Origin of the sequence: Acerihabitans sp. TG2 (assembly GCF_035013185.1) — a bacterium.
Lineage (GTDB): Bacteria > Pseudomonadota > Gammaproteobacteria > Enterobacterales > Enterobacteriaceae > Acerihabitans.
Genome location: NZ_JAYGJO010000045.1, coordinates 1 through 21,405, shown reverse-complemented (window position 1 = coordinate 21,405; position 21,405 = coordinate 1). Strand labels below are relative to the sequence as shown.

Genomic DNA, 21,405 nt, shown 5'->3' with positions numbered 1-21,405 from the left:
TAAAAATGTGCCGCAGTATGGATAGGAGGAGTACGTCGATTTAACGGCGCTTACGGTTGTTCAGAACGCACGGTCAGGCTCCACTACTCCCTGTTAGGTTTTCAGTAAGGGATGACATGTATGCTGGTCAAAGTTGTGTTGTCAATTACTGAATGTAGTGGTGTGGGATTAGAGATAAGTCTGAGATAGTGCTGGAAAATGTAGCATAAAAAAATCAAGGATGCCTACTTTATATTGCTGGCACTTGCAGAGCAGAGTATACGTTTGTTAGCATAAATAGATGTGACCTCGAAAGTAAAGGAGTATATCAATAGATGACCTCCGTCGATAACTGATAAAAAATAGAATTAGAAAGTGACGGAGGACTTATAAAATATGTTACCGTAATAAATCATTCCTACAAGACTAACGGTTTATGTATATAATTTCCTGTAAATAATATTCTGGAAATACAAAAGTAAAATTATTGGAATAACATTCGTAACCGAGAAATGAAATCCCTTACTCCTCATTTGTAAACTTTGACATATTTTCTTTTTGCCTAGGGTTGAGGTAATGGTTCGTCAGTGCTGGAATAGCAAGATAGGCCAACCGCTTCATTTCTCTCCTTCCCATGGTGACAGTTTCTAAAATCATACCCGCGATAAAAAAGATTATTGAGCTAAGAACCATTCCCGTAGAAAGTAATGCGGTGGGAAGTCTAGGAACCAAACCAGTAGTTACATATTCAGAAATAATAGGTAGAGATAACAATACTCCTAGTCCACCTACGATCATCGCCAGTAAAAAATAAAATATCAAGGGCCGCTCTACGGCATACAACCTGACAATAGTTTTCAGAATTCTTAGACCGTCTCGGTAGGTGTTTAACTTACTGGTCGAACCCTCTAACCTGGCGCAATAAGGTGTGGGCATTTCACCATAGGGCATGCGCAGTTCGAGAGCATGTACCGTCAGTTCAGTCTCGGTTTCAAAACCAGACGATAATGCAGGGAACGATTTGACATAGCGACGGGAAAATACCCGAAAACCGGAAAGCATATCGGTAAAATCACCACCAAATATTTTAGACACACACCCTGTGAGCAGTTTATTGCCTAATGTATGGCCTAGACGATAAGCCTCTTTGTCAAGATGATGACGTGCTCCCACCAGCATATCCAAATGCTCAGCAAGTAGGTGATTTATCAGGCGCGGTGCGCTTTGGGCATCATAGGTTGCGTCACCGTCCACCATAACGTAAATATCGGCATCGATATCTGCAAACATTCTTCTGATGACATTACCTTTACCTTTCAACGGTACACTGTAAACCACTGCACCTTCCCTTTCGGCTATTGCTGCGGTTTCATCAGTTGAAGCGTTATCAAAAACGAAGATCACTGCACCAGGAAGTACTTTTTGAAAGTCTTTTATGACTTTTTCTACTGAAAAAGCCTCATTGTAACAAGGGATAAGTACGGCAATGTTTAACAAGTTATCATTTTTAATGTTCATATTAGATTATATGTCGTATTGAAATGTTTAATTTTGTATAAGTCTGTCGATCTTCCTCAAAAAGGTACTCCGAGTAAAGCAAAATATTGGACTCGGTATTGATTAGGTCATTTATCCGCCGCTAGAGAAAATTTAACTACAATTTTTTCCCCTAAAGTAACCTTTTTTGCTAGGCTGCTACGTATCCTCTCGTATTTAGTGGTAGCTTTTGGGTATCATCGACATAGCTTATTATTCAATAGATTACTTTTTTAGTTGTTGCAATATGATTAAAGTGCCATTCATGAAAGTTAATATTTTTGTATTATAAAACAATAGGATATGCATGTGGTTAAGTATGTAAAATCGTTGTCATCACCCGTTTTGCTTAATGTTATCATTTTTGGCATCGTAGGTGTGGTGGGTTTTGTTTTTGATGCTGGGGTTTTATACGCGTTAAAAGGACAGATTGGCGTTTATCCCGCCAAGCTGGTCTCATTTGTGGTGGCAGTAGTCGTTACATGGCTATTAAATCGATGGATAACCTTTAGACGCTCACGCTCCGGCATGAGACTGTGGCGTGAATTTACTCAATATTTCGTACTCATGATCGCCGGAGGTACAGTGAATTATCTGGCTTTCTGGATATCGACACGTTATTCACCAACCATCATGGCGTTTCCGGTAATCGGTGTAGCCATAGGCAGTTTATGCGGGATGGTCTTTAATTATACGAGCGCAAAGTTGTTTGTTTTCAAGAAGACGCTGAGCTAACGCACACCAAAATGAGTAGATAATCCCAGTATTTTACGAAATTCCAAATAAACAGGGAATGAAAATATTAGCTTAGTTGTTCAGCTGTTTAAAAATAATGCAATCACGCAAGCTCTCGGCGTTTTTGGCGTGGTCGGTCGAGCTTAATTGAGCGGAACTTCCTTGTCCCAACCCAAATTGTTGATCTCATTCTCTCATCATTTTGGCGCGTAGTAGGCCTTTGGAAAATTGGGGGTACTCCAACAGCAAAGCTTTATCCTTGCCCTGATTGCGTTACCTTGGTGTTATGAATTGGACATTTGCAAAATACTTTAATCTTAACGCTGACCACTTATAGATTCTTTGCAAAATAGCCTTTTGATCTTTTTGAAGAAAAGATAAGAACCCGTAATCGAAAAAATAATCATAAAGGGGGTTGCTGGAGATATATAAAGAATATTTATAGATGGTATAGATGTGACATCAAGGTAAGCAAGCAGAGTTATTCGAGATAGTACCGCTGTCAGACATGCGCTGCATAGTACAAAAAGGGGACTAGATTGCCAAGTTCTCAAAAATTGAACGAGAGAGAATAAAAAAGTTATCATGCTTAGGGAAAATAAATATGGCATCAATGTTCTATAAACCATACCAATATTTTTTGCTATGTGATGCTGTGTATGCATTCGAGCGGTTAGCAATGGAGTTTTTAAAGAAAAATGGTTATCGTCAACAAATAGCTTCATTGTGTTAGTATTTAATAACGGACCGTTTTTTATATCCACTAGACTACTCACAGTAGATTGACTCAGCTTAATTTTAATATTTATTGGTTCATGAGATTCTATGCTTGCTTCGAAACGCAATGCTTGAAATCCAGGGTTTTGTTTTGTAACGTCGGGTGCATCGCTATAATCAATATGGATTATAGTGTTTTTTGATTGGCCAACAAATGATAGGTTAGGAAGTTGGTTGTTTGCTGCAATCCAACCGGTGATGCGCTGTGTATATATTTCCGGCATGTTAATAGGACCGACTAAATCGCTAATGCTGTTGAGTTGGCTTACTGTACCGGTACTAGGTGGGATATCGAAAGGTTTTTTTCTAGACAGATCATTTAATGTCAAGAAAAATGGAAGTATTTTTTTTGAGGCAAATAGAGTATCTGTTATATATCCCAGTTGGAATACTGGTGCTAGAGTTGACCGATATGGTAAGCATTCAATTTTTTTTTCATCGCAAGCCATGTTAATTTCATTGGCGAGACGGTCGTAAAAATTCATAGCGTCCTCACCTGATGAATAGTGGCCAGCGGCCGCCACCGCATCTCTAAATGCCCACATAAACCAACCTGATGCGATTTCTGATGCATCGGGTATTTGTGCGCGACCTGAGAGCTTCCAGCCATTCCCCAATGCGCCATCAAGATAAGGCTGTAGCTCACGAGCGGAGCTGCTGACAGAGTATGCCCTTTCTCGCGCATCTTTAGGGAAGACCACATAGCGCTGGGGAAAATCATGCTTGATCCTTGCTAATGCTCCATACGCTTTTAAGAAAGAAGATGTATGAAATTCTGTTGTTTCAAATAAATGGTAGTGTCGCCAGTTCTCAAATCTGACGCTGCCTACAACTACACAAAACGCCACGACGGCGACAGCAACTTCTTTCAAGAATAATTTTGAAAAAGTGCAAATAAAACCATGTTTTTTCGATTGTTGAATAATATAAAAAGCTAAAATTAGAATGACTGTGGGTACTAGCCAAATACCTTCTTCCCTAGTAAGCCAATAGAAACCTCCAAGAATACCAATCAGCAATGACTTGAATAATTGTAATCTGCTAAATAAATTTTTTTCCGTAGGAAATAATGTTGCAATAATTAAAATAACAAGTATCATTGATAAAGAAATATAGATACCTTCCCGAATAACTCGAGCCAAGGATTCAGTCCATAGAACTGGGTTAAAGGCTAAGAAAGCAAAAATAATTAAACCTAATAATCTATTTTTAGTTATACGGCAAACATAACAAGACACAAATATTGAGCCAAAGAGATACAAAATATGCTCAGCAATTTTTAATGGCAAACCAATAATCGAGGTAACGGCAATAAAAGCAGGATAAAACATTCCTTTAGCTAGAGTTACATTATTATAAGGTCCTAACCAGTCATTTCGCAGTAAATATCTTGCAAGTTTTTGAAATAGCAAATCATCAAAATATGAATCTGCTATGGCATAGACAGGGAAACCAGAGCGTATCCATAAACTTATTGAAAAAAACACGCCATATGCTAGAAAAATGGCCCACAGCCAGTATCTGTGAGTGAAGTTCATACTTAAAGTTGCATTTTTGCGTCTTCTAAGTGTTATTTTTTTCATCTTTTTTTAAATTTAAGTAATCGGTAGATGAGTCATTCTAGCTTTATTTTATTCTGTATTCCACTTTTTTGGACAAATATTCTGCACTGTGTTTGATTAATAAATCAATAAAAATCAATCTAGTAACAATCTAGTAACAATTTTGATGTAAGGACTCATCCCATCGGTGGCGATGGGAAAAGATTGTACTCAGTGGTTGGTGTTAACGAGCGCTTAAATAACCAACAAAAAAAGCATAATCGTTTCAGCTTGTTCTTATTCCCCTTGCCGGACCAAGGGTGAGCATAATGATGTTAGTTCCTACTGCTAACTAAATAATGTTGGCTATGGTAATATTATGCGCCTGAACGCTGCGGGTGGATGTTGATGTTAAAGACACCTGATTCTTGGGGGTATCTAGTGGTTGAAACCTTGTCCAATGGGACAAAACAGCAAACGTGGATAAGATCAAGTCAGATAAATCGATTTTTCTTTAAGGTAAGTCATCCCCAGTTCTGTTTATCAATGATAATATATCCGCGAAACACCTTGCTACTGCTCATTGGATGAAGCGGAATAGTTATCGGATGGACTTTTGTAACGAAATCAATTTTTGATGCAATCTCTCAGCAACAAGAAATAATGGATTCATTGTAAATGAAAATTTTAGTTACCGGCGGTGCCGGTTTTATCGGTTCCGCTGTGGTGCGACACATTATCAGGGATACGCTGGATCAGGTTTTAGTGGTTGATTGTTTAACCTATGCGGGTAACCTCGAGTCGCTGGACAGCGTAAGTGGCGATCCCCGCTATGGTTTTGAGCGGGTGAATATTTGTGATCGTGCTGAATTGGACCGGGTTTTTGCAGCTTATCAGCCTGATGCAGTAATGCATTTAGCGGCGGAAAGCCATGTAGATCGCTCCATTGACGGTCCTGCGGCGTTTATGGAAACCAACATTATTGGCACCTACACCTTGCTGGAGGCTGCCCGTTTCTACTGGTTAGCCCTTGAACCGGTGCGCCAGGCTGTTTTCCGCTTTCATCATATCTCTACCGATGAGGTGTTCGGCGATTTGCACAACAGCGATGATTTGTTCACCGAAACCACCCCGTATGCCCCGAGCAGTCCCTATTCAGCGTCAAAAGCGTCTAGCGACCATTTGGTACGAGCATGGCACCGAACCTATGGTTTGCCGACACTGGTAACCAACTGTTCAAACAATTACGGCCCCTACCATTTCCCTGAAAAACTGATTCCACTGATCATTCTTAACGCCATCGACGGCAAACCACTGCCGGTTTACGGCAGTGGTGCACAAATTCGCGACTGGCTTTATGTGGAAGACCATGCGCGCGCGTTATACCAGGTTGTAACCACCGGTGTAGTGGGCGAAACCTATAATATTGGTGGTCATAACGAAAGACAAAATATTGATGTGGTGCGCACCATTTGCCGTTTGCTTGATGAACTGGTGCCGAGCAAGCCCGGAGGCATAGATCGCTACGAGGATTTAATAACCTACGTTACCGACCGACCTGGACATGATTTGCGTTATGCCATCGACTGCGCCAAGATCCAACGGGAATTGGGCTGGCAACCGCTGGAGACTTTCGAGAGTGGAATCCGTAAAACCGTGGAATGGTATCTGAACAATCGCACCTGGTGGCAGCGGGTTCAGGATGGATCCTATTCTGGCGAGCGTCTTGGCTTACATTAATGCGTTAGGAATCGGTGTTTTTTATGAAAGGTATAGTATTGGCCGGCGGTACGGGCACACGTCTTTATCCGATCACCCGTGGGGTGTCCAAACAGTTATTGCCTCTGTATGACAAGCCTATGATTTATTATCCGATCTCGGTCTTAATGCTGTCCGGGATCCGCGATATCTTGATCATATCCACTCCGGAGGATATGCCCTCTTTTCAACGACTGTTAGGCGATGGCAGTCGGTTTGGCGTGAATTTCACGTATGCAATACAACCAAGCCCCGATGGGTTGGCGCAGGCATTCATTATTGGTGAGAAATTTATCAATGGTGAGCGCTGTGCACTGGTTTTAGGTGATAATGTCTTTTTCGGCCAGAGTTTCGGTGCCAAATTGGAAACCGTTGCCGCCCGCACCTCGGGTGCAACTGTCTTTGGTTATCATGTGGTCGACCCCGAGCGTTTTGGCGTGGTGGAATTTGATGATAAGTTCCGGGTTTTGTCACTTGAGGAAAAGCCGCTTAAGCCCAAATCTGAATGGGCGGTTACCGGGCTGTACTTCTACGATCAGCAAGTGGTGGAATTAGCCAAGCAGGTTAAACCGTCTGTGCGAGGCGAGTTGGAAATTACTACCCTTAATGAGATGTATCTCAAACAAAAACAGTTAAACGTTGAACTGCTGGGCCGTGGTTTTGCTTGGCTGGATACCGGCACCCATGAAAGCCTGATTGAGGCCTCGGTTTTTATTCATACCATTGAAAAACGGCAAGGTTTTAAAGTGGCTTGCCTTGAGGAAATCGCCTTCAACCGCGGCTGGTTAGATAAACAGCAGGTATTGGTAGAGGCCCAGTTAATGAGTAAAACCGAATATGGCCAGTATTTGATCCAAATTGCCGGAGAAAAATTCGCATGAAGGTGCTGAATACAAAAATAGACGGTGTCAAAATCATTGAACCTAAAGTGTTTGGTGATGCGCGAGGTTTCTTTTTAGAGACCTATGAAAAACGGCGCTACCAGTCACTGTTGGATATAGAGTTAGAGTTCGTGCAGGATAACCATTCGCGTTCAACCAAACACGTACTGCGTGGCCTGCATTTTCAAAAGACCAACCCTCAAGGCAAGTTGGTACGCGTGGTTCGCGGTGAAGTTTTTGATGTGGCCGTCGATATCCGTCGCGATTCTTCTACTTATGGTCAATGGCAGGGGGTGTTGCTTTCGGAAGAAAACAAGAAGCAATTTTGGATCCCGCCCGGATTGGCCCATGGTTTTCTGGTGATTTCCGATATTGCCGATTTCGAATACAAATGTACCGATTATTACAATCCACAGCATGAAGAGTGCCTGTTGTGGAACGATCCGACGGTTGCCATTGAGTGGCCGGTAACGCAGCCCCTGTTATCTGACAAAGATAAGTTGGGCAAGTTATTGAAGGATCTTTGATGATGAAAGTCTTACTTACTGGTGCTAATGGTCAGCTCGGCCGCTGTTTTCAGGATCGCCTGCCGCCAGACTGGCAGATCATGGCAACCGACACCGCTAGCCTGGATATCACCGACGCACACTGGGTAGATCAGGTAGTGGCGGACTTCCAGCCAGACCTTATCGTCAACGCCGCCGCCTACACCGCCGTGGATAAAGCTGAATCCGATGCGGTTCGGGCTGCGTTGATCAATGCCGTGGGCCCGGAAAATCTGGCCCGTGCCGCTAAACAAGTGCATGCCCGGTTTATTCATGTCTCAACCGATTATGTTTTCGACGGCACCTCTTCGACGCCGTATGTCGAAACCGATAACACTCATCCACTGGGGGTGTATGGTGCGACCAAACTGGAGGGTGAAATCGCTGTTATGGAGGTTTATCCGCAGTCTATCATTATCCGCACTGCGTGGGTTTTCAGCGAATATGGCAATAACTTCGTTAAGACTATGTTGCGGTTGGCGCGCGAGCGCGACACGTTAAGCATTGTTGACGATCAGCGTGGCAGCCCAACCTACGCAGGAGATATTGCCCAGGCGATTATTGATATTGCTACCGTGGATGATGCCCGTGGGATTTATCATTTCTGTGGTGATAGAGAGGTGTCGTGGAAAGTGTTTACCGACGAAATCATCTCCGCTGCGGCCCGCTTGAATTTGCTGAAGTCTTTACCGGTGGTGACGGGTATCAGCACCGATCAATATCCCACCGCAGCGCGCCGTCCTAAACATTCGACGTTGTCTTGCGCAAAGATAGCGCGTTATGGTATCCGTCCGTCGAATTGGGTCGGGGCGCTTAATGACTGTATGGTAAAAATTGCCTAACTACCACGGCGGCACTTGGTGCCACCGATTAGAGAGCTTGTAATGAATCCTCATACTGATAAACCCACATCATTTTTTTCCTTGATAGTCTCGGCGTGGAGTCACCGCCAACTGATTTACCAAATGGTCAAGCGCGACATCGTCAGCCGCTACCGTGGTTCTTTTATGGGGATCTTTTGGTCAGTTATCAATCCGATTTTCATGCTGGTTGTGTATACACTGGTGTTCTCGGTGGTGTTTAAAGCGCGTTGGGGAGCAGCCTCGGTCCCGAGTTCTAAAACTGACTTTGCTGTGATCCTGTTTGTCGGGTTGATCACGCACGCCTTATTTGCTGAAACATTATCCCGAGCCTCGACTCTGGTTTTGTCAAATGTCAATTATGTTAAAAAAGTCATTTTTCCGCTTGAAATTTTATCAATAGTGTCTTTATGTGGTGTGCTGTTTCATACGATGATCAGCATGTTAGTGTTAATTACTGCCTTTTTTATTTTTAATGGCTATCTGCACTGGACGCTGATTTTTACCCCATTAGTGATGCTGCCGCTGGTGTTTCTCACCTTGGGAATCAGTTGGTTTTTGGCGTCGTTAGGCGTGTTTGTGCGCGATGTGGGACAAAGCATCACGATTCTTATGACCATCGCCATGTTTCTTTCGCCAGTGTTTTATTCTATTTCATCTTTGCCGGTTAAAATACGTCCGTTGATTTATCTTAATCCGCTAACCTTTATTATCGAGCAGGCCCGCGCAGTCCTTATCTGGGGAAAATATCCCGATTTTATTGGGCTGGGTTGTTATACATTAGTTTCATTAATCATCATGTGGTTAGGTTATGCCTGGTTCCAAAAAACAAGAAAAGGGTTTGCCGATGTCCTCTAACGATATGGCGATAAAGATCGATAATATCAGTAAATGCTATGAGGTTTACGAAAGTCCGACGCGTCGTCTGAAACAGTTCATTGTACCTCGACTTGACCATTATTTCGGTCGCGCACCAAGATGTTATCATGAAGATTTCTGGGCGTTGAAAGATGTGTCCTTTGAATTACCGCGCGGTCAAACCATGGGGATTGTCGGCCGGAATGGTTCCGGTAAATCCACGTTGTTGCAGATCATTGCCGGCACCCTGTCGCCAACTGAGGGACATGTTCAGGTTAACGGACGCGTAGCGGCCTTGCTGGAACTGGGCGCCGGATTCAACAATGATTTTACCGGACGGGAAAATGTCTATCTCAACGCATCACTGCTGGGATTAAGTCGTGATGAGACCGATGAGAAACTCGACGATATTCTGTCGTTCGCCGATATTGGTCGTTTTATTGATTCTCCGGTACGCTCTTTTTCAAGTGGTATGTTGGTTCGCCTGGCATTTGCGGTACAGGCCCAGATCGATCCCGATATCTTAATCGTCGATGAGGCACTGGCGGTGGGGGATGCCAGATTCCAAGCCAAATGTTTTGCCCGTTTGAAAAAACTGAAGCAAAATGGAACCTCTATCCTGTTTGTATCTCATGCCACCGAACAAATCGTTACCCACTGCGATCAAGCGATGTTGCTTGATGGCGGAGAAATGAAGGGCAATGGTGCACCGCGCGATATTGTTAATCGCTATCTGGATATCCTGTTTGGCAAACAAAAGATTCAGAATAGTGAACGTCAGGATATGGATGAACAGATAGATTTGGCCATTGAGGGTGAGGAAAATCGCGCGATCCGCGAGACCGAAGCTGGCGCTGACCGCACCGAGGCAGATGATGTTGCCGGTCATTTAAATGGCGTTTATGCCGAGCGGCCGAATTATAATCCATCGGAGTACCGCTGGGGCGACCTTGCTGCGGAAATCGTCGATTACCATCTATGCCAAGCGGGGGAACGTTATCCCAGCAGTCTTATCCCGCATAAAAATCTCGTTTTTTCATTCCGGATTAAATTTCATGCCACGGTGGTGCGTCCGATCTTTGGTTTTGCAGTAAAAACCAAAGAAGGGGTGACAATTTACAATACCAACTCTGAGTGGCAATCGGTGGCGTTGCTTGAACTGGCCCAGCCAAACGATGATATGTTTGTGTCGGTGACCATGCCGGTAATGCTGTATGAAGGAGATTATTTTATTTCGGTAGGTATCTCGAGCAGTTCAACTGAAGGTGAAGTTATTCCTCATGACCGCCGTTATGATTCTATCCATCTTACCGTGGGGTCAGTAACCTCCTTTACTGGCTTAGCAGATCTGAATGCGAGTATTAAATTTGAAACCAACTGATATGCAATCAATCCTTTCTTCTCATCATTTTATACTTGATGAGGTCAATGGTGTTTGGCGGCCTGAAGAATTACCCGATTTTGCTTATAGCGACGGTGATAATGCGGAAAATTATATTCTTGACGCTATAAACAGCGCGCAGGATGTCAGCGTAAACTCAACAGAGTTGCATGATAAAATAAGAGATTGGTCATCGCGTTATCATCTGAGTACGCGTCGCGCGAATTTGTTGCGACCATTTGGTGAATGGTTTAGGGGGAAGCGCGTTTTAGAAATTGGCTGTGGCTGCGGTGCCATGTCGCGGTTTATTGGCGAAAGCGGAGCGCAGTTGGTCTCGGTGGAGGGCAGTTTCCGACGTGCCAGTATTGCACGGCAACGTTGCCGAGATTTGACCAACGTTGAGGTCATTTGCTCTCCAAGCGATCTGATACCCGACCTAGGGTTATTCGATGCGGTGATGCTGATTGGCGTGCTGGAGTACGCCAGCGTGTTTCTGGGTAAGGATGGGCAACAGACTTTGCTTGCATCTTGTCGGTCACGTATGACAGCTGATGCCCGGCTGTTTGTGGCGATAGAAAACAAATTGGGCATTAAGTATTTTGCTGGTGCCAATGAAGATCACGTCAATATGCCGATGTTTGGCATCAATAACGCTTACCATGAACAAGGCGTGATGACTTTTGGCCGCCAGGAACTGAAAGCAGTGTTAGCCAAGGCCGGTTTTAACGCTAGCCAAGAATATCTGCCTTTGCCTGATTATAAACTGCCGATATCCATGGTTACGCCGGATGGGTGGCAACACCATGCTATGGATTTGGCCCCGTTGGCGGTAGAAAGTACCCTGGCTGATCACCAATTGATTGCTGAAAGCACTTTTTCAGTGGAACAAGGTATTAAAAATGCCTGGCATAACGGACTTGCCGCAGATTTGTCCAATTCATTCATGATGATCGCCACACAACAGCCTCAGCCTTCACTGACACCGGACATTGCCGCATTTCATTTTTCCGATAGCCGGCAAGCTGCTTTTCGTAAGACGACTACTTTTACAATAAACTCCAGCGGTCGGCTTATCGTACATGCGGTAAAGGGAAACCCGGACGAGCCACTTCCAGGCAACCTCCATTATGTGGTGGATCAGGATGAATTTTATCGGGGAAAAAGCTTATGGCTTGACCTGGTCGATATCGTTAACCGACACGATTGGCGTGTAAGCGAAGTGGCGGATTGGGCTCGTAGTTGGATTGATTGTTTGTTGGCCCGGGCGGGTTTACCCATCGTCTATGATCTCGAGCAGCGTTTCCCCAAAGGATATTTGGATGCAATGCCGTTTAATATTATCCGTCAGGATAATGGCGAGGTGGTGTTGTTTGATCAAGAGTGGGAATCTCCGGAAGACATTAGCGTTGCTTATATTGCATTTCGCGGCATATTTATCTCTTTGCTGCGTATAAGTTCATTCTCCTATAGTCAATTTTACACTGAGACCCATTTGTTAGCGCTAGTGTTGGATGTGCTTAAAACGGTTGGTTTTAAGGTAGAACAAGACCATATAGAGCGTTTTTTGCAGCAAGATGCGCGTTTCTATGCTCTGATTGATTCTGGCAATGAGCAACAGATTTTCCATGCGTTATCAGCATGTAAAATTGTTTTGCGTGCGCCGTCGGTGGACTTTTTGCGCTTAGAAGTATACACGATGGGACAAGAATATGCCGTTAAAGAGCAGCAAAATATTGAACAGGCAGCGGTTATTGTGGCGCAAAAACAGGATATTGAGCGATTTTTGCACTCAACCAGTTGGCGAATCTCTGCTCCTTTACGCATTGTGGCACGACACTGCCCACTGATCCTACGGCGGATAGTGCATCGCATCGTGGGGGGATTATCTTTTTATGGCCGAGCTATTAAGCTTAATATTAATCAAGTGCGGCAAGCAACGAGTATGCCATCTGCCACAATACGCTCTGCCCCGCCTTTAAAGCTTAGGGTGCGTAAACTACTTAAGTCAGTGTATTTACGAGTACCACAGCGTTATAGAGGACGTTTGTTAACGGTGGCGATGTGGGTGAGACCGGGATGGTTTTTACATCACCCTTCATTTCGACGCCAACGTCTATCTGGGGATATGTCACCGGTGGAGTCGGCGTCGATTAATCGCGCTGCTGACGGTAGTTACTATTATTCAAAATACCCGGATGATTACACTTATATCGCCACTGAAAAACCATACCATTTCGACGAAATTATCGGCGGGTTTGTCACCCGGCCAAAGTTTTCAATTATTGTGCCGATCTACAATACTCCGCTGGAACTGCTGGAAAAGATGATTTCGTCGGTGCGTCGTCAGTGGTACCCAGACTGGGAGTTGGTGCTGGTTAACGACGCCAGTCCACTGGCCGAGACGGCGATCGCCCTCGATGCGCTTGATGATCCCCGGATTAAAGTTATTCATTTGGCCAGCAACCAGGGCATTGCCGGTGCGACTAATGTCGCCATAGAACATGCGACCAACGATTATATTGTGTTCCTCGATCATGACGATGAATTAACTGAAGACTGTTTATATGAGCTGGCTAAATGTATCAATGTCGACGACCCCGATTTTATTTATAGCGATGAAGATAAATTAACGCCAGAGGGCAGTTTCTCCCAGCCACACTTCAAACCTGACTGGTCTCCCGAAACCATGATGGGGACCATGTATACCTGTCATGTTTCTTGCGTCAGATTAAGTGTCGCCCAGGGATTGGGTGGTCTGCGCGGAGAGTTTAATGGTTGTCAGGATTGGGACTTTATCTTACGACTGACTGAGGTTACTAATAAAATCAGTCATATAGCTAAAGTGCTTTATCATTGGCGGATCATTCCGGCATCTATTGCTTCCGACCTTACTGCCAAACCCTATGTGCTTGCTGCATCCAAAGCCGTGCGCGAGAGCGCATTAAACCGTCGTGGCCAGGTTGGCACCGTAGAACCGCTGCCGAATTGTCCTGGTTTTTTCAGGGTCAACTACGCACCGCAAGGCAATCCGCTGATTTCAATTATCATCCCTACCCGAGATAATCGCGCGTTTTTGCAACGTTGTGTCGAGTCGATTTTCGATAAAACTCACTTTGATAATATTGAGCTGGTAGTGGTCGATAATGGTTCAAAAGACGCCGATACAGTGGAATATCTAGAGCAGCTAAAAGCGGACCGGCGGGTTAATGTGGTGCACCACGACAGGCCTTTCAATTTTTCGCAGTTGATAAACGCTGGTGTAGCGCATTCTACTGGGGACTTGCTGCTGCTGCTCAATGATGATACAGAAGTGCTTCATGGCGACTGGCTAGAACGTATGGCTGGATACGCGCAACTCGACCATATTGGTGCGGTGGGTGCCAAGCTACTGTATAGTGATGGCGTTAGTGTGCAGCACGCTGGCCTTTTAAACCTACATGACGGCCCAATGCATGCTTTTCTGAATCAACATAAAGATATCGCTGGATACTTTATGCGCAACCAAGTTGACTATAACTGGCTGGCAGTGACCGGTGCTTGCTTGATGATAGAGCGAAAGAAATATCTCAGTATAGGCGGTTTTGATGAGACTTTTCCAGTAGCTTATAATGATGTTGATTTTTGCATGAGTTTGGTAGACGCAGGCTTTTACAATGTTACTTGCCAAAGTGTGACGTTAATTCATCATGAATCAGTATCCCGTGGAATTGATCATAAGGATCTGGAAAAACATGCTCGATTGAAGCGTGAACAAGCTCATCTTTATAATAAACATCCAAATTATTTTCAATATGATCCATTTTTTAATATAAATTTACACCCTAATGGATATAATTTTGAGGTTCAAAAATAATGAACCAAAAACCAGAACTAGCCGATAATACAGACCTCATTTTTTCTATAGATGATTTATGGTTGGCAATTAATAATGCCAAAATTATTTCATTTGATTTTTTTGATACCCTATTTGTCCGGCCACTAGCGGATCCGGAAGACGCTTTCGATATTATCGGCAATCGGTTCGCTATACCTAATTTTAGAAAACTACGTCGTAAAGCCCAAGCTGAAGCCTTTCGTCAGATGGTAAAAGACGGTAAAAAAGAGATTACGTTACTTAATATTTACGATAATTTTAGCCGTTTGCCGGTGTCTGAAACCACGTTGATGCAGGCTGAGTATGATCTTGAAAAAGCGCTGGTAATGCCGAATAAGGAATTATTTAGTCTGTTCAACGATCTGATTGACCAAGGTAAGACCGTGGTAATCACCTCTGATATGTATTTTGGTGTAGATTTTTTCCAAGAGGTTTTACTTAAGCATCATCTGCAGGAGGTGCCGTTATTTATCTCAGCGGATCGTAATGCGACTAAACGTGATTCAGGTGAACTGTTTGATCTGATCGTCCACGCTTATGATGTTGCCCCGCAGGACATTTTACACATTGGGGATAACTTTCTCGCTGATGTACAAAGACCACGTGAAAGAAATTTGAGGGCGTTCCATTACCACACTCCGACTGCCTCGGTCGCGAAAAAATCTCTTTCGCTGATGAGTTCCCTAACCGAAGGTATGCTGAGAACCTTGGTGGCCGATCAGATTCCGCAACATTCATTTCAGGAACTTGGGTTTAAGTACCAGGCAACCGCCACGATGGGATTTCTTGCATGGATTGCGCAGCAAAGCAAAGTGGATGAGGTTGATCACGTTCTGTTTGTCTCCCGAGATGGCTATATTCCCGAGCGTGTCGCGCAACATTGTTTTGGCACCAGCCTACCGCCATTTTGTTATTTTATGGGATCGCGTATTGCCTTTAACCTTGCATTGATTGATGAAGAGAATTTTGATCAACATATTTCATTCTTAATGTCGGGTTCTGACGGGTTGGCCGCAGGAGAATTGTTAGAAAGAATTGGTGTAGAGCCACCTCAACAATCGATCTTAACGGATCTTGGATTTAATCGTGATTTTAAAATAAGCCCAGAAAACTATGCTTTAGTCAGCAAATTTTTGTCGGCTTATCGTGGTGAAATTCTCAAAATTTGTTGTCGAAATCGTCGTGGGCTTTTTATGTATCTTAAGAGCCTGAATATCCAACCTGGCAGTACAGTGGCATTGATTGATGTGGGGTGGAGCGGCTCAACACAGGAAGCTTTTGAGCGCGCCGTTGGCAAACTGCTGGATATTCGTGTAGTGGGCTACTATTTCTGTTTGGCTAATACACTCGAATGTCAAAGTCGGCAGGGTCACCATGTTATGAAAGCTCTGATATGCTCTGAGTCGTGCACGCCAGAGGCGGTGGATAAAATTTACGAAAACCGCGTTGCGGTAGAACTCCTTTTTTCCGCACCACATGATACTATTATCGGCTATTTTCCCAAAGGACCTAACGTGATCTGCGTTGAAGATCCAGGTCGGGCCAGAGGTAAGGATAATGGTAGTTTGATCAAATTGATCGACGTGGGTGTTGATGTCTTCATGGATATTTTCATTCCGTTGCAACAGCGACTTGGTTTGGTGATGAGCCCACTAGAAATGGCTCAGCCGTTGATTGATTTGGTTATTGACGACAAATGGCGCAGTGATGAGCGTTTTAGCGTTATCGAAAACTTTGATGCCTGGGGTTCAACCAGGAACCAGACTATGAAATTTGCTGATTATTTCAAGCAATAATGTTATCGAATATTGGTGTGTTAAATATGGAAACAAAGCGTCCACGACGCGGCTCTCTATTTAACATCAGTGGAAATAAATGAAAAAATCATCTTCGACCGTGGCTATTCTGTTGGCCAGCAGGAACGGTGCAACCTATCTTAAGCCACAGTTGGATTCCTTTTGCCAGCAAACGTATCGTCCATGGCAGCTTTGGGTATCCGATGATGGTTCGACGGACTCAACCGTTGCGCAGGTTGGTGCATTTATTGCCCGGCCTGATGTTGACGGTCATTTGCTGTCGGGTCCACAAACGGGCCTATGCGACAATTTTATGTCGTTAGTGGGTAATGCAGCTATTCAGGCTGACTACTATGCTTTTGCCGATCAGGATGATGTTTGGGTCAATGACAAGCTTAGCCGAGCTATCCATTGGCTTGAGCAATCGGATCACAATCTTCCCGCGTTGTATTGTTCCCGTACTCAGTTGATCGACGCTGCCAATAAGCCGATGGGTTACTCTCCACTGTATTTGAGAGAACCCTCATTCGGCAATGCGTTGCTGCAAAATATCGCCAGCGGCAATACGATGGTGTTTAATCAGCGCGCGCGGCAATTATTATTAAAGATTGAACATGTTAAACCGGTTATCCATGATTGGACACTATATCAATTGGTTACCGGTTGTGGCGGTAGGGTGAAGTATGATCCAAAACCGACCGTACTGTATCGTCAGCATGGGGGAAACGTTATCGGCAATAGTATGGAACTATTGCACCGGCTGCGTAATTTTAGGTACGCTCACGGTGGCCGTACGGCGCACTGGAATGACCTTAATCGTGCTGTGCTGGCGTGTGTGTCTGACGATTTGACACCCTCAGCTACGCTTAGTCTGGCGGCATTTAGCGCTATTCGCGCGAGCGGTCTATTCAAGCGCCTCAAATTAATGAGACAATCCGGCATCTATCATCAACAACTGTTGGGCAGTATCAGTACATTAACCTATATTCTGCTTAATAAAATTTAGAATTGGTGCAGTTAGTGAAAATTATAGCTTCGCTGGTGCTTTTTAAGCATCAGTATCAAGACATTAAGCAGACCTTAACTTCATTGTTCGATGAGTTAAGCGTTTCCAAGGTCGTCATTGTGGATAACGGCAGCCATTGCGATTGGCTTGATAGCTTCTCGCATGAAAAACTCGATGTCATTAAAGCACCTGAAAATAAAGGTTTCGGTGGGGGCCATAATCTGGTTTTTGAACGCTACTCTCAAACTGCGCCGTTTATTTTGATTTGTAACCCGGACATCATGTTTAGTCAGGGTGAAATAGATAAATTATATCAGTTTAGCAATAAGAGCAATATAGGCCTCTCCATCCCGAAAGTCGTCTACCCGGATGGCAGTCTGCAGTATGGTTGTAAATTACTGCCAGCAGCTTATCAGTTGTTTTTGCGACGGTTTCTTTCAAATTCATCCGATTCGCTAAATGATGATTACGAATTGCGCCTGGCTGATTACAACAAACCCTTTTTTGCCCCCTCACTTTCGGGGTGCTTTATGCTGATCAGTCGCGAGGTGCTGCGCGAGGTACGTGGTTTTGATCCCCGATTCTTTATGTATATGGAGGATGTTGATCTTTCCCGCCGCGTCAGTTGTACGCCTCACCGGGTAAGCTATTGTCCTGATTCGTTGGTGGTACACGAGTCCCAACGTCGTTCGTACGTGGACCTGCGCTTTATGCTTTACCATATCGTTTCGGCCATTCGTTATTTTAATAAATGGGGCTGGGTATTTGACCCGCAGCGCAAGCGGCTTAATCGGCGTTGCCTGGAAAAACTGCCGTTGGCGGCGGCAAAATAGCGAGACGGCGGAAGAAGGGGTATCGCCAGCCAGGTATTGCCAGAATCTCTTGGTAAGAAAGCCTATCGCACCAATCACTACCCGCCGGCGGCAATCTTGGGTTAACATATCATCCACATTTCTACCCTGTCGGCCTGCTGACGGCCGCAGGTGGTTTATACTCTAGATACCTATTTCAGACAGGAGTTGCTTAATGTCCACACAACAGATCGGCGTAGTCGGTATGGCAGTAATGGGGCGCAATCTGGCGCTGAACATTGAAAGCCGTGGTTATAGCGTATCCATCTTTAACCGTTCGCGTGAAAAAACCGAAGACGTGATTGCTGAAAATGCCGACAAGAATCTGGTGCCTTATTACACCGTTGAAGAGTTTGTCAATTCGTTGGAAAAGCCACGTCGTATACTGTTGATGGTAAAAGCCGGCGAAGGTACTGATAAGACCATCGACTCGCTTAAACCTTTCCTGGATAAAGGGGATGTTCTGATCGACGGCGGCAATACCTTCTACCGTGATACCATCCGCCGCAACCGTGAGCTGTCTGCTGAAGGGTTTAATTTTATCGGCACCGGCGTTTCTGGTGGCGAAGAAGGGGCGCTGAAAGGCCCGTCTATTATGCCGGGTGGGCAAAAAGCCGCTTATGACCTGGTTGCCCCGATCCTGGAGAAAATCGCCGCCCGCGCCGAGGGTGAAGCCTGTGTGGCTTATATGGGTCCCGATGGTGCCGGTCATTATGTCAAAATGGTACATAATGGCATTGAGTATGGCGATATGCAGCTGATCTCCGAAGCTTATTCTTTGCTAAAAAATGCGTTGAAGCTCAGTAATGACGAGTTGGCAGACACCTTTAGCGAGTGGAATAAAGGTGAGCTTAATAGTTACCTTATCGATATCACTAAAGATATCTTTACCAAAAAGGATGACGAGGGTAAATACCTGGTAGACGTGATCCTCGATGAAGCGGCCAATAAAGGCACCGGCAAATGGACCAGCCAGAGTTCGTTGGATTTGGGTGAGCCGCTGAGCCTGATCACCGAATCCGTGTTTGCCCGTTATCTGTCGTCACTGAAAGACCAGCGCGTCGCTGCGTCCAAGGTGCTAAGTGGCCCCGCCCCCCAGGCGTTTACCGGTGACAAACAAGAGTTTATCGAGAAAGTCCGCCGCGCGCTGTATCTGGGGAAAATCGTGTCTTATGCCCAGGGTTTCTCTCAGCTGAAAGCCGCGTCGCAGGAAAATAACTGGAATTTGAACTACGGTGAAATCGCCAAGATCTTCCGTGCCGGTTGTATTATTCGCGCACAGTTTTTGCAAAAAATCACCGATGCGTATGCGCATGATGCCGATATCGCCAATCTGTTGCTGGCACCGTATTTCAAGAAAATTGCTGACGAATATCAGCAGGCACTGCGTGATGTTGTGGCCTATGCGGTGCAACACGGTATCCCTACACCGACCCTGTCCGCCGCTATCGCTTATTATGACAGCTACCGCTCAGCGGTATTGCCGGCTAATCTGATTCAAGCGCAGCGTGACTATTTTGGTGCACATACCTATAAGCGTACCGATAAGGAAGGCGTGTTCCATACCGAATGGTTGGAATAAAAATTAACCTCTCCTGAGGTGATGGTGTGAGGGCGAGTTGCCCACTTACGCTGTCGAAAAGAAAAAACCGACGGGGAAACCGGTCGGTTTTTTTTTGTGTGCCGGGCATGGTACCTAGTACCTTGACGATACGTCACTGTTGACCCTGGTCGTTAAGATTGAATGCTTGCCGACGAGTGACCGTCGAATTTTGCTTTGCTGCGGTATGCCAGGATGTGGTCATAAAAAGCGTAATCCTACCCATATGGCAACCAAAAATTCAATTTATTCAACATGTATAGGCACTTTCTTAACCGGTGATATCTCGGGCAGCTTGTCTATTTTCTGCTAGACAGATCTAGCCTAAGGACTTTACTCCTTAAGCGTAAAACGATTTATTTTTAACCCGGTTTCATACGGCATGCTTTAATTTTTTTCTCAGCATTTAACGCTAAAACGCTACCGATAATAATACCGCCGCCCAGAATAACCATCACCGATGTCTTTTCATGTAAGAGTAAAACGGCGATTGTCATTGTCACGGGGGGAATAAGATAGAGCGTGGTGGTCGCCCGGTTGACCTCTGTCTGTGTCAGAACATAGGCCCACCACAGATATGCCAATGCGCTGGGGAATATTCCCAGAAGTACAACAGCGATATTCACCCGTGCGGGGGCGTGTCTGATCTGTACGAGCAGACCCGGAAAATAAAATGACAATAGCAGCGTTCCTGACCAGACCGTATAACAGACTATCGTCAAAATGCTGTAATGTTGAGAGTAACGTTTCTGCAGTACAAAATAGATACTCCAGGACAAGGCCGCTAATAAAATCAGCAAACCATGCATATTGACGTGCATAATATCACCATCGCCCATAATCACTATTATCGCGCCCACCATGCCAATAAAAATACAACCCCAACGCCAAGCAGTGATGCTTTCATTGAGATAAAAACGCGCGATCACGGCGCTGAATATGGGCGTGCACTGTGCCAAGACACTGGATGCACCGGCACTAATCCCACGCTGACCGGTATTGAGTGCGATATGGTGGAGCGTGACAGCAAAAAGGCCCAGCATAAGCAACCACGGCAGATCCTTTAGCCGCGGTAGGGCGATCCGTTTAAAAAATGCGATCATAAGCAGAAACACAGAGGCAATGAGAAACCGCATCAATGCCAATTGACCGGAGTCATAACTTTTCAGGCCAATGCGGATACCAATCGGTGAATAAGCCCAGCATAGGATGACGGCTATGGTCGCCACTATTAAGCTGAGTCGACGCTGGCCATTTTTGAGCACCATGGGGTTAACGGCGCAACGGTTGATAAAATGCATTGTTCATGGCGTTAGGTGTTGAAACACGTTCCGTCACATTCTGAATTTCTGATTGTATTGAATTCATCGCCATTCCCCTCTATTCAGTGGATGTCAGTAGCCTGTTTTGTCACATTAGCGTGGTAT

The 21,405-nt window shown here is 44.9% G+C and carries 15 protein-coding genes; 12 read left to right on the top strand and 3 right to left on the bottom strand.

Annotated features, from left to right (window positions below; all coding sequences use genetic code 11):
- Window positions 1-501: 501 nt before the first annotated feature.
- A complete protein-coding gene (locus SJI19_RS23360; RefSeq protein ID WP_323480647.1) occupies window positions 502-1,497 on the bottom strand; it encodes a glycosyltransferase family 2 protein in 996 nt (331 codons plus the stop codon).
- A gap of 327 nt (window positions 1,498-1,824) precedes the next feature.
- Here SJI19_RS23360 and SJI19_RS23355 point away from each other — a divergent pair, with 327 nt between their 5' ends.
- Window positions 1,825-2,250 carry a GtrA family protein gene (locus SJI19_RS23355; RefSeq protein ID WP_323480646.1) on the top strand — a complete coding sequence of 142 codons (426 nt, stop codon included), beginning with the start codon at window positions 1,825-1,827 and terminating at the stop codon, window positions 2,248-2,250.
- A 317-nt stretch (window positions 2,251-2,567) separates the two neighbouring features.
- Here SJI19_RS23355 and SJI19_RS23350 read toward each other — a convergent pair whose 3' ends face one another.
- Entirely contained in the window at window positions 2,568-4,610 is a 2,043-nt protein-coding gene (locus SJI19_RS23350) for a hypothetical protein (protein ID WP_323480645.1), read from the bottom strand.
- Between the two features lie 636 nt (window positions 4,611-5,246).
- Here SJI19_RS23350 and rfbB point away from each other — a divergent pair.
- The 11 genes from rfbB to gndA all read left to right on the top strand — a co-directional run bounded on the left by rfbB (window position 5,247) and on the right by gndA (window position 19,960).
- Window positions 5,247-6,308, top strand: coding sequence for a dTDP-glucose 4,6-dehydratase (gene rfbB / locus SJI19_RS23345; RefSeq protein ID WP_323480644.1), 1,062 nt, complete (start codon window positions 5,247-5,249; stop codon window positions 6,306-6,308).
- Window positions 6,309-6,331: 23 nt separating this feature from the next.
- The gene (gene rfbA, locus SJI19_RS23340) at window positions 6,332-7,207 is read left to right on the top strand and encodes a glucose-1-phosphate thymidylyltransferase RfbA (protein ID WP_323480643.1); all 876 of its coding nucleotides are present in this window, start codon (window positions 6,332-6,334) and stop codon (window positions 7,205-7,207) included.
- Window positions 7,204-7,734 (top strand): dTDP-4-dehydrorhamnose 3,5-epimerase, encoded by a 531-nt coding sequence (gene rfbC / locus SJI19_RS23335; RefSeq protein WP_323480642.1) that lies wholly within the window; start codon window positions 7,204-7,206, stop codon window positions 7,732-7,734. Before rfbA ends, rfbC begins: the two co-directional genes overlap by 4 nt.
- A gap of 2 nt (window positions 7,735-7,736) precedes the next feature.
- Window positions 7,737-8,594, top strand: a complete 858-nt coding sequence (gene rfbD / locus SJI19_RS23330) for a dTDP-4-dehydrorhamnose reductase (protein WP_323480648.1) — start codon at window positions 7,737-7,739, stop codon at window positions 8,592-8,594.
- 42 nt (window positions 8,595-8,636) lie between these two features.
- A complete protein-coding gene (locus tag SJI19_RS23325) occupies window positions 8,637-9,470 on the top strand; it encodes an ABC transporter permease (protein WP_323480641.1) in 834 nt (277 codons plus the stop codon).
- Window positions 9,460-10,851, top strand: a complete 1,392-nt coding sequence (locus tag SJI19_RS23320) for an ABC transporter ATP-binding protein (protein ID WP_323480640.1) — start codon at window positions 9,460-9,462, stop codon at window positions 10,849-10,851. The genes SJI19_RS23325 and SJI19_RS23320 overlap by 11 nt, the downstream gene beginning before the upstream one ends.
- 1 nt (window position 10,852) lies before the next feature.
- The gene (locus SJI19_RS23315; RefSeq protein WP_323480639.1) at window positions 10,853-14,704 is read left to right on the top strand and encodes a glycosyltransferase; all 3,852 of its coding nucleotides are present in this window, start codon (window positions 10,853-10,855) and stop codon (window positions 14,702-14,704) included.
- Complete coding sequence (locus SJI19_RS23310; RefSeq protein ID WP_323480638.1) at window positions 14,704-16,521, top strand: hypothetical protein; 1,818 nt, start codon at window positions 14,704-14,706, stop codon at window positions 16,519-16,521. The genes SJI19_RS23315 and SJI19_RS23310 overlap by 1 nt, the downstream gene beginning before the upstream one ends.
- A 79-nt stretch (window positions 16,522-16,600) precedes the next feature.
- Window positions 16,601-17,527, top strand: coding sequence for a glycosyltransferase family 2 protein (locus SJI19_RS23305; RefSeq protein WP_323480637.1), 927 nt, complete (start codon window positions 16,601-16,603; stop codon window positions 17,525-17,527).
- A gap of 14 nt (window positions 17,528-17,541) precedes the next feature.
- A complete protein-coding gene (locus tag SJI19_RS23300) occupies window positions 17,542-18,360 on the top strand; it encodes a glycosyltransferase family 2 protein (protein WP_323480636.1) in 819 nt (272 codons plus the stop codon).
- A 193-nt stretch (window positions 18,361-18,553) separates the two neighbouring features.
- Window positions 18,554-19,960 carry an NADP-dependent phosphogluconate dehydrogenase gene (gndA, locus tag SJI19_RS23295; protein WP_323480635.1) on the top strand — a complete coding sequence of 469 codons (1,407 nt, stop codon included), beginning with the start codon at window positions 18,554-18,556 and terminating at the stop codon, window positions 19,958-19,960.
- A gap of 380 nt (window positions 19,961-20,340) precedes the next feature.
- Here the strand turns inward: gndA and SJI19_RS23290 are convergent, their stop codons facing one another.
- Window positions 20,341-21,279, bottom strand: a complete 939-nt coding sequence (locus SJI19_RS23290) for a DMT family transporter (protein ID WP_323480634.1) — start codon at window positions 21,277-21,279, stop codon at window positions 20,341-20,343.
- Window positions 21,280-21,405 lie beyond the last annotated feature (126 nt).

Bases quoted from the DNA above. Each gene is read 5' to 3' on its own strand.
- SJI19_RS23360 (WP_323480647.1), bottom strand. From the start codon at position 1,497: ATGAACATTAAAAATGATAACTTGTTAAACATTGCCGTACTTATCCCT.
- SJI19_RS23350 (WP_323480645.1), bottom strand. From the start codon at position 4,610: ATGAAAAAAATAACACTTAGAAGACGCAAAAATGCAACTTTAAGTATG.
- rfbB (WP_323480644.1), top strand. From the start codon at position 5,247: ATGAAAATTTTAGTTACCGGCGGTGCCGGTTTTATCGGTTCCGCTGTG.
- rfbA (WP_323480643.1), top strand. From the start codon at position 6,332: ATGAAAGGTATAGTATTGGCCGGCGGTACGGGCACACGTCTTTATCCG.
- rfbC (WP_323480642.1), top strand. From the start codon at position 7,204: ATGAAGGTGCTGAATACAAAAATAGACGGTGTCAAAATCATTGAACCT.
- rfbD (WP_323480648.1), top strand. From the start codon at position 7,737: ATGAAAGTCTTACTTACTGGTGCTAATGGTCAGCTCGGCCGCTGTTTT.
- SJI19_RS23325 (WP_323480641.1), top strand. From the start codon at position 8,637: ATGAATCCTCATACTGATAAACCCACATCATTTTTTTCCTTGATAGTC.
- SJI19_RS23320 (WP_323480640.1), top strand. From the start codon at position 9,460: ATGTCCTCTAACGATATGGCGATAAAGATCGATAATATCAGTAAATGC.
- SJI19_RS23315 (WP_323480639.1), top strand. From the start codon at position 10,853: ATGCAATCAATCCTTTCTTCTCATCATTTTATACTTGATGAGGTCAAT.
- SJI19_RS23310 (WP_323480638.1), top strand. From the start codon at position 14,704: ATGAACCAAAAACCAGAACTAGCCGATAATACAGACCTCATTTTTTCT.
- SJI19_RS23305 (WP_323480637.1), top strand. From the start codon at position 16,601: ATGAAAAAATCATCTTCGACCGTGGCTATTCTGTTGGCCAGCAGGAAC.
- gndA (WP_323480635.1), top strand. From the start codon at position 18,554: ATGTCCACACAACAGATCGGCGTAGTCGGTATGGCAGTAATGGGGCGC.
- SJI19_RS23290 (WP_323480634.1), bottom strand. From the start codon at position 21,279: ATGCATTTTATCAACCGTTGCGCCGTTAACCCCATGGTGCTCAAAAAT.